Raw genomic sequence first — 8,311 nt, 5'->3', positions numbered from 1 at the left:
AGCCGGCTCCCACAGGGACCCAGGCCTGGCACTGTAAAGGTGGGAGCCGGCTTGCCGGCGATGAGGCCAGATCAGACTTGCGACCAAGGGCTGCGTTCGACCCAAAGCGGACGCTCCGAACTTTGAAACCATGCGCTACAACAATACATACCACTCTGGGGCCGACAGGAAGCGCGTGAATGTGCATGACACACAAATCCTGCGCCGCCGCCTCACTTGCCCTGCTGGCCTGCACGGCCGCTGCCGAAGATCTTGAACCCAGGTCGTACAGCAATACCCCGGTCGGCATCAATTTCTTGCTGATGGGCTACAGCGAGCTTGATGGCAGTGTCACTGCCAGCCCTTCGGTACCGCTGCAGGATGGCAAGATCAAGATCAAGTCGGCGGTGGTTGCCTTTGCCAGGTCTCTGGACGTATGGGGTCGATCGGGGAAGTTCGATGTCGTCATACCCAGGGCGCATTTGAAGGGGTCTGCGCTGTTTGCCGGTGAACCCAGGGAGCGTGATGTCACCGGCCTGATCGATCCAAGATTTCGTTTCTCGGTCAACCTGTACGGCGCACCGGCGCTGTCCCTTGCCGAGTTCGCTGACTACCGGCAGGACGTGATCATCGGTGCCAGCCTGGCGATCACCGCGCCCCTTGGCCAATATGACCCCGGCAGGCTGGTCAACCTGGGCAACAATCGCTGGTCATTCAAGCCCGAACTGGGGATCTCCAAGCGGCTGGGGGCGGTGACCTTGGAGCTGGCCGCAGCGGCAACCTACTTCACCGACAATGACGATTACTTCGGCAATCGCACGGCGTCCCAAGACCCGCTCTATCAGCTGCAGGGGCACATGATCTACGCCTTCACCAACGGTGTGTGGGTGTCGCTGGATGCCACTTACCTTGCCGGCGGCAGCACCTCGATCAATGGCGTCGGCAACCACGATTACCAAGAGAACACCCGCTACGGGGCCACCCTCACCCTGCCGGTCAACCGCAACCATTCGCTGAAGCTGTCTGGCAGTCATGGTGCGTACAGCCGCACTGGCAGCGAATACGATGGCTTTGCCATTGTCTGGCAGTACCGCTTTGGCGGAGGGCTTTGAGTTGCGTGCTATTTACTGCCGTTTTCGGGCGATTCCGAAACCGGCATCGAGGACTCGCCTGCAATTCGCTTGACCAGCGCAGCATGACCGCTGGCTTGGTCGCCGCGGGAAATGACCTGGATGACGGCCATGCGATCACCGGAGCCTGCAATAAAGGTGCTGTTCAACGTTTTGCCGCCGCCCAGGGTTGCCGTACTGTCGACTTGTCGCACTCCCAGGCCGTTGAGGGTGAGGCGCGATTCGCCGGTTTGTCGAAAGTCCGGCAATTCGGCGCTCTGGCGGTTGACGAAGCCACTGACGGCGCCGTCGAGGAAGGCATCGTCGTTGTCGCCGGGGCGAGAAGCTTCGGGGAGCGGTTTCTCGACCACCATGACCACGCGCCTTTCCTGCGCATTGGCATAGAGGGTACCCACGCTGCCGGCGCCTTCGCTGCTCTGTTCATCAGCGCTCAGAGGACTCGCGGTGAAACCTGCCGGCAGGTTGAAGCTGAACTTGCCACCGAGCACCGTGACGTTGATTTCAGGTGCCAGCCTGGTGGTGGGTTTGCTGGCGGCATGCAGGTTCGACAGCCCCAACAGGCCGACGACGGCCAGGGTCAGCGTCAGGGTTCTTTCGTTGAAAATCGACATACAGCCTCTCGTTGGGGCATGGGATGGGGCATCGCAGGGTGGGTATGCTCACATAAACCTACCCGCTCGGTAAGCCTGCGTTTCCCGTCGGTCAGACGGTGATGGCGGATCGCCTTGAGGGGGCTATCGTTGCTTGTCTGGGCAACGACTACCGACCGAGGGCGGTACCATGAACACCAGCGATCTACTCGAACAGTTACTGCGGGCCGGGCAAGGCTCGCGAGCGCAACAAGGGAGCGGCGGCATGTCATCGCAAGACGGCCTGGGCGGTTTGGGCGGCTTGCTGGGGGGTCTGCTTGGCGGCGGCGGTGCAACGGGTGGCGGTGGTGGCCTGGGTGGTTTACTGGGCGGCCTGTTGGGTGGCGGTGGTGGCAGCAGCGCTAGCGGCTATACCCAGGGGCGCTCCTCCGGTGGCACCAATTACGCGGCCCTGGCGTCGTTGGGCATGATGGCGTTCCAGGCCTATCAAAGCTGGCAGCGCAGCCAGGCGGCAGCCCCGCAACAGGCGGTGCGTACTGTCGATCAATTGTCCGGCCCCGAGGCCGAGGATCACAGCCATGCAATCTTGCGCGCGCTGATTGCGGCAGCCAAGGCTGACGGTCGCATCGACAAGCAGGAAGAACAGCTGATCTACGCGGAAATCAAACGTCACACCAGCGACCCGCAACTGCAGCAATGGCTGGATGAGGAAGTCAGCAAGCCACTCGATGCCGCCGAGGTGGCTCAGTCGGCCCAGGACCCGGCCATGGCCGCGGAAATGTACCTGGCCAGCGTGATGCTGGTGGATGATCAGCAGGACGCAGAGCGGGCCTACCTTGACGAACTGGCCGGCGCACTGCAAATCGATCCGACCTTGCAGGTGCACCTGGAGCAGCAGGCCAAGGGAGCCGCCTGACCGGGCTGGGATGCGTGCGCAGGCAAGGCCCTGGAGATTGCATTCACGCCAGTCGGTGCCAAAACCTGAAAGGGCTGCCATTGGGCAGCCCTTTCAGGTGTGAGCGGCATCTTTCGACCCAGAGCGGGCACTGACTCAAAGCTCTTCTGTCAGTGCTGGCCTCATCGCCGGCAAGCCGGCTCCCACAAAAGTATCAACAGCCTCAGGCTTGCGTTGTACCTGTGGGAGCCGCGCTTGCCGGCGATGGGCCGCGAAGCGGCCCCAACATCCAGATATTTACCTTGGGTCAATAGCGGCCACTCTCGACTGACTGCTTTCGACCCATAACGGACGGTGGCGACATGCTTCTTTGGGCCAGAAGCTGCCGTTGGCGGAGGCCTCTCTGGCAATAGGGCCAATGTGGGCAAAGTCGCTTCCCGTAAGCGTCAATGAACAATGCGTCCGGGCAATTTGAGCCCAGCCCGGTAAAGTGGCGCTCTGTAGACCGAGTGTCATGCACACGGTCCCGAGCAACCTTCGTCCCCTCATCAACACCCCACATTTGGACCGCTTCAGGTTTGGATATGACTCGGTCTGCACATGTCCTATCTTACGGAATCAAGAATTGTCACGGCCAACAAAGAACAAGGCAGAAAAGCAAAAGGCTTACGTGCTCTTTAGTAAGATAATTTCCGCGCGAAACACAGTTTCCAGCTTCCATGGAGGAAAATTATGACTGCAATAATTGGCCGTTTGTCTTTGATAATCGCCGTGCCCTTCTTTGTACTTTTGTTTACAAATGCAAAACCTGGAATAGGCCTTGCTTGGGATTTTGCAAATATCTCAGGGCTTTTCTCTGCTGTGTTTATGCTTATTCTATTCATCTATAGCGGCCGACCTCTTGCCAAGCCGTATTACGATGGAAAATTTTTCATGAACCTTCATCGAGACCTTGGGTATGCAGCAACAGCGCTAGCGGTCATACACATTGGCATTCTATTGATTAAAGAACCTTTAACCATAGAATACCTACTGCCTTCAGCATCATGGACCATGCTGAGCGGCCTGTGGGCAATGATCCTGCTGATGTTCGCTTTGCCTATTAGCCTCCCGAGTGTGCGAAAAAAAATATGGGGAACTCAAAAAAGCTTCAAGCGCTGGCATTACGGACTCAGTGTCGCCATAATGCTTTTGATATTGCTACACATTGTCGGCGTTGGATTTTATATAAAAGAGATTTGGAAAGTTACCTTTCTTTCTGCCTTGGCGGTCTTGATTACTTTTCTACCGCTACTGCCACGCAAGCCTCTAGAACGGGGTGACGGGCCAAGAAAGCGCAATACTGGGATATTAGCAAGTTGGTTGACCTGCAGCTTCATGATTGTCGTCATACTCCTGTCGGCTGGATATGCTTTGCTGGCAAATAGCGATTTACCTTATGAGTAAATTAAACCCATTATTGCCGGCGCTGTTGGTCGTCGCACTCGGATGCGCACTTAATTATGGTCACGGCGAGCTCGTCAAACATCGCCCCCTGCTTCCTCTCGATTTCAACCACCAAGCGCATGGAAGGGTTAACTGCCTGACGTGCCATCATGACTATGCCGATCATTCTCCCTCCGCGCCCTCCGGTGAGCGAACCTGCCTGCTGTGCCATAAAAAAACACCGACCTTAGCCCTGCGCATCGAGGAAGACTTCCATAATCTTTGCCGAGACTGCCATTTACAAAATATTCAGCGACTGCATACTGCTGGCCCAGTACGAGAGTGCCAGGTATGCCATGCGCAACCGATGATTGAGACAGCCGTTGCAAGACCGTAAAAATGTCTTGAGTCGAGATCGAAAGCAGTCAGAGAACTACTTTCGATCACCGCTTGAATTTAACGACACTCACTGCCTATGTTTCTTGGTGACAGACAAGTAATCAACCTTGCTTTGAACACCTTTCCATCTGGGAAGGATAGTCTCGCCTCGCCTGCTCTTTCGAAATATAGCCGTCATGAATATCCATAAGGATTGCTTCAAGACTGCGCTCTGTGGCGGGTCCCCAACCACCGCCGTTGGCGGTGATCAGCCGTAACAAATCTCCTTTCTCCATCGCTACGCGGTTTGCCCGGCTGAAGCGCTGGCTCTGTCCGTCCACACGGATGACTTCGGCGAAATTGCAAGAGCCTTCCTGACCCCCATCAATGCCCCACGGAGGGGTAATGCCCCGCCCGAAGAAGGTCGAGATCCAGGCCTTCGGCGAGAGGATCCGGTAGTCCAGGCGTACCCCGCGTCCACCCGCATGCCGCCCTGCACCACCGTCCTGCTGGTGGAATCCGTAATGCTCCACCAGTACTTCATAGCAGCGCTCGGTCAACTCCACCGGAAGGTTGCTGGTCTCACCGTTGCCGACGCAGAACTGGCCACTCTCCCCGTCCTTGTCATGCCCCGCGCCCCAGCCCCCCACCAGCGGCTGCACCAGCAGGTATTCCTCGTGGGTGCGCGAATCCCGTCCATTGAGCACCATCGAGCACACCGAGCCCAGCTGGCCAGCAATCAACCGGTCCGGCAAGGCCAGTGCCAGGGCGCGGCGCACCACATCGGCAGCCGTTACCATGGACTCGAAATAGGCCGACACCGGCGCTGGGCGCTCGGCCGTACAGATGGTTCCTGGAGGACAGATCACTTCGATGGGACGGAAACAGCCTGCATTGGCCGGTATTCCGGGGCGCACTACCCCCATGAAGACTTCACGTACCGCCGACTGCAAGCCGCACAGCGTATTGTTGATCGGCCCCTGGGCCTGCAGGCTGGAGCCGGTGAAGTCGGCCACGAAGCGCCCCTCGCCGATCTCGACACGGACCTTCACGGTAAACGGTCCATTGCCCAGGCCGTCTTCATCGATCACATCTTCGGCATGGAACACGCCCTTGGGCAAGCCGGCGAACGCCGCCAGCACCATGGATTCACCGTGCTCCAAGAGGCGCTCGATGGCATCCAGGGTAGTGGCCTCACCGTATTTGCCGACGATCGACAGCAAGCGCCGCTCACCCACTCGCAGGGCGGCCGCACAGGCATGCAGGTCGCCGAGGGTCATCTGCGGCAGGCGCACGTTGGCTGCGATGATATCCACCAGGGCCTGGTTGATACGGCCCTGGTCATAGATTCGCACGGTAGGGAATTGCAAACCTTCCTGGTAGATCTCGCTAGCGTCGGCACTGAAGCTGCCAGGGTCCTTGCCGCCAACTTCGGTCCAGTGCGCCTTGTTAGCCGTCCAGGCCAGCAGGCGGCCTTCATGGAACACCGGCATGATCATCGACACATCCGACAGGTGCGTGCCGCCGCCGGTGTAAGGGTCATTGGTGATGAACATGTCTCCCGGGCGGATCTCGTCCAGCGGGAACTTGTCCAGCACGCTGCGCACGGCGCCATCGAGGGTACCGATGAAGCCGGGAATGCCATTACCCTGGGAGATCAGCTGGCCGCGGGCATTGGTCAGGCCGATGCCATAGTCCAGCGCCTCGTAGATGATCGGGCTCATGCTGGTGCGCTTGAGCGCCAGGAACATTTCCTCGCCGATGGCCACCAGGGCATTCTTGATGATTTCGCGGGTGAACGGATTGGCCGTGCTCATTGCGCCATCTCCTGCACGTTGATGTGGATGTGAAGCCCACCGTAGGCATCGACTTCCAGCCGGTCGGCCGGGCCCATCACGGTGGTGGTAGTGGCTTCTTCGATGATCGCCGGGCCGTCGATGCGCATGCCATGAAGCAACGACGAACGCCGGTACAACGGCGTGTGCAGCGGCTGCTCGGGCTCGAACTCGACCCAGCGGTGTCCGAACAGTGCAGCTTCGGCCGAGGTGCAATCGGTGCTGCCAATGGGGTTCATCGGCGACTTGGGTACCGTGCCAAAAGCCACGAGGTGCAAGTTGACGACTTCTATGGGCAAGTCGAGTCGGAAGGTGTACGCCTGTTCATGGCGAGTATGGAACTGTTCAAGGATGGCACCCAGCTCCAGGCCTTCGAGCATCACCTTGACCGTGTGTTCCTGACCGCTGTAGCGCGCGTCGATATGCCATTCGAATCGCAAGGCCTCGCGGGGCATATCGTCCTTGGCGAACGCCGCCACGGCTTCGGCTTGAAGGCCTTCGAACGCAGCCCCAAGCCCAGCCAGACGATCGTCGTCCAATGCTTGCAGATAAGTTTGGATATAGTCGCGACGCGCATCGAGCATGAGCATGCCCCAAGCGGAGAAAACCCCCGCGAACGGCGGGATGATGACCTTGGGAATGCCCAACTCGCCCGCCAGTGCACAGGCATGCAATGCGCCACCGCCACCAAAGGCCATCAGCGCAAAGTCGCGGGGATCATGGCCGCGGTTGACCGAGATGAGCTTCAGCGCATTGACCATGTTGGCGTTGGCGATCTGCAGTACCCCGTGGGCGACCATCTTCGGGGTTACACCGAGCTTGTCACCCAGCACGCCGAAGGCCTGCTCCACGGCGCCGAGGTCTGGTGTGATGTGGCCACCTGCGAAATCTTCCGGGTTGATACGCCCGGTATAGAGATTGGCATCGGTAGTCGTCGGCACCTGACCACCCCGACCGTAGGCCACCGGTCCAGGTCGTGACCCTGCGCTCTGCGGCCCCACCCTGAGGCTGCCGGCAGCATCGATCCAGGCCAGGCTACCGCCGCCGTTGCCGATTTCAACGATATCCACCACCGGCGTCATGATCGGGTAGCCCGCACTCACCGCGTCTTTCTCGATCACGTAGTCATTGCTGATATCCACCTTGCCCTGATGGATCAGCGAGCACTTGGCTGTGGTGCCACCTATGTCGAGCGCCAGCACCTGGGATTCACCGATCAGCTCGCCGTAGGCCTGGGCACCGAGCATACCGCCCACAGGTCCGGATTCCACCAGGCTGATGGGGTCTTGGCGGGCGGCGCGTACCGGGGAGATGCCACCGTTGGATTTCATGATGAACGGTTCGTGCTGCAGACCACGTTCCGCCAGGTGCCGCGACAGGTTGTCCAGATAGTCGCGGGTAGCGGGCATCACATAGGCGGACAGCACCGTGGTGTTGGTCCGCTCGTACTCGCGCAGGGCGCGGCTGACCTGATGGGATGCGATTACCGCCACTTGCGGCCAGTGCGCTTGCACCGCCGCCATCAGTTGCTGCTCGTGAACCGGATTGCAGTAGGCATGCAGCAAGCAGATGGCAATCGCCTGAACGCCTTCAGCGCGCAGACCATCGAGCAGCCCGGGCAGCGGCGTCAGGTCCAGCGGCGTCAATACTTCACCGTGATGGTTCAGTCGTTCGCTGACTTCCAGGCGCAGATGCCGTGGCACAAAGGGAGGCGGCTTGCGGTAGCGGGTGTTGAAGATGTCTGGGGTGTTACCGCGTGCGATTTCCAGCACATCGCGAAAACCACGGGTGGTGAGCAATGCAGTCTTGACCCCTTTGCGTTCGGTCAGGGTATTGATCACCACGGTGGAGCCATGGGCAAAGAAGCTGATATCGCCATAGTCCACGCCACTCTTGGCCACTGCATCAAGCAGCCCCTGTTCGAAATGCGGTGCAGTGGTATCGGCCTTCACAGCCTTGATCACACCGTCCTGCAGGTACACCAAGTCAGTGAAAGTGCCACCGATATCGGTAGCCACACGAATTGTCATAAATCCTCCGGCAGTCGTGCAGGCGCCGGCAGCCGCAGCTGCCGGCTGT

At 59.3% G+C, this 8,311-nt stretch carries 7 protein-coding genes; 4 read left to right on the top strand and 3 right to left on the bottom strand.

Annotated features, from left to right (window positions below; translation table 11 throughout):
* Positions 1-185 precede the first annotated feature (185 nt).
* Entirely contained in the window at positions 186-1,091 is a 906-nt protein-coding gene (locus tag PMI38_RS25115) for a transporter (protein ID WP_238540223.1), read from the top strand.
* Between the two features lie 8 nt (positions 1,092-1,099).
* Here the strand turns inward: PMI38_RS25115 and PMI38_RS25110 are convergent, their stop codons facing one another.
* Positions 1,100-1,720 (bottom strand): hypothetical protein, encoded by a 621-nt coding sequence (locus PMI38_RS25110; protein ID WP_008100573.1) that lies wholly within the window; start codon positions 1,718-1,720, stop codon positions 1,100-1,102.
* 169 nt (positions 1,721-1,889) lie between these two features.
* Between PMI38_RS25110 and PMI38_RS25105 the strand changes: the two genes are divergently transcribed.
* The 3 genes from PMI38_RS25105 to PMI38_RS28000 all read left to right on the top strand — a co-directional run bounded on the left by PMI38_RS25105 (position 1,890) and on the right by PMI38_RS28000 (position 4,416).
* The gene (locus PMI38_RS25105; protein ID WP_008100571.1) at positions 1,890-2,615 is read left to right on the top strand and encodes a tellurite resistance TerB family protein; all 726 of its coding nucleotides are present in this window, start codon (positions 1,890-1,892) and stop codon (positions 2,613-2,615) included.
* 711 nt (positions 2,616-3,326) lie between these two features.
* Positions 3,327-4,040, top strand: coding sequence for a ferric reductase-like transmembrane domain-containing protein (locus tag PMI38_RS25100; RefSeq protein ID WP_008100568.1), 714 nt, complete (start codon positions 3,327-3,329; stop codon positions 4,038-4,040).
* A complete protein-coding gene (locus PMI38_RS28000; RefSeq protein WP_443216400.1) occupies positions 4,003-4,416 on the top strand; it encodes a cytochrome c3 family protein in 414 nt (137 codons plus the stop codon). The genes PMI38_RS25100 and PMI38_RS28000 overlap by 38 nt, the downstream gene beginning before the upstream one ends.
* A 103-nt stretch (positions 4,417-4,519) precedes the next feature.
* Here PMI38_RS28000 and PMI38_RS25095 read toward each other — a convergent pair whose 3' ends face one another.
* A complete protein-coding gene (locus tag PMI38_RS25095) occupies positions 4,520-6,214 on the bottom strand; it encodes a hydantoinase B/oxoprolinase family protein (RefSeq protein WP_008100564.1) in 1,695 nt (564 codons plus the stop codon).
* Positions 6,211-8,262: a hydantoinase/oxoprolinase family protein gene (locus tag PMI38_RS25090; RefSeq protein WP_008100562.1), complete on the bottom strand. Its 2,052-nt coding sequence runs from the start codon at positions 8,260-8,262 to the stop codon at positions 6,211-6,213. The genes PMI38_RS25095 and PMI38_RS25090 overlap by 4 nt, the downstream gene beginning before the upstream one ends.
* Positions 8,263-8,311 lie beyond the last annotated feature (49 nt).

It is taken from the genome of Pseudomonas sp. GM84, assembly GCF_000282535.1.
GTDB lineage: Bacteria > Pseudomonadota > Gammaproteobacteria > Pseudomonadales > Pseudomonadaceae > Aquipseudomonas.
The sequence above is the reverse complement of the archived record's forward strand: the minus strand, read 5'-3'. Positions and strand labels throughout refer to the sequence as shown.

What these genes read in the sequence shown, in the direction of transcription:
- PMI38_RS25115 (WP_238540223.1), top strand. Translation starts at nt 186, where the DNA reads ATGACACACAAATCCTGCGCCGCCGCCTCACTTGCCCTGCTGGCCTGC.
- PMI38_RS25110 (WP_008100573.1), bottom strand. Translation starts at nt 1,720, where the DNA reads ATGTCGATTTTCAACGAAAGAACCCTGACGCTGACCCTGGCCGTCGTC.
- PMI38_RS25105 (WP_008100571.1), top strand. Translation starts at nt 1,890, where the DNA reads ATGAACACCAGCGATCTACTCGAACAGTTACTGCGGGCCGGGCAAGGC.
- PMI38_RS25100 (WP_008100568.1), top strand. Translation starts at nt 3,327, where the DNA reads ATGACTGCAATAATTGGCCGTTTGTCTTTGATAATCGCCGTGCCCTTC.
- PMI38_RS28000 (WP_443216400.1), top strand. Translation starts at nt 4,003, where the DNA reads ATGCTTTGCTGGCAAATAGCGATTTACCTTATGAGTAAATTAAACCCA.
- PMI38_RS25095 (WP_008100564.1), bottom strand. Translation starts at nt 6,214, where the DNA reads ATGAGCACGGCCAATCCGTTCACCCGCGAAATCATCAAGAATGCCCTG.
- PMI38_RS25090 (WP_008100562.1), bottom strand. Translation starts at nt 8,262, where the DNA reads ATGACAATTCGTGTGGCTACCGATATCGGTGGCACTTTCACTGACTTG.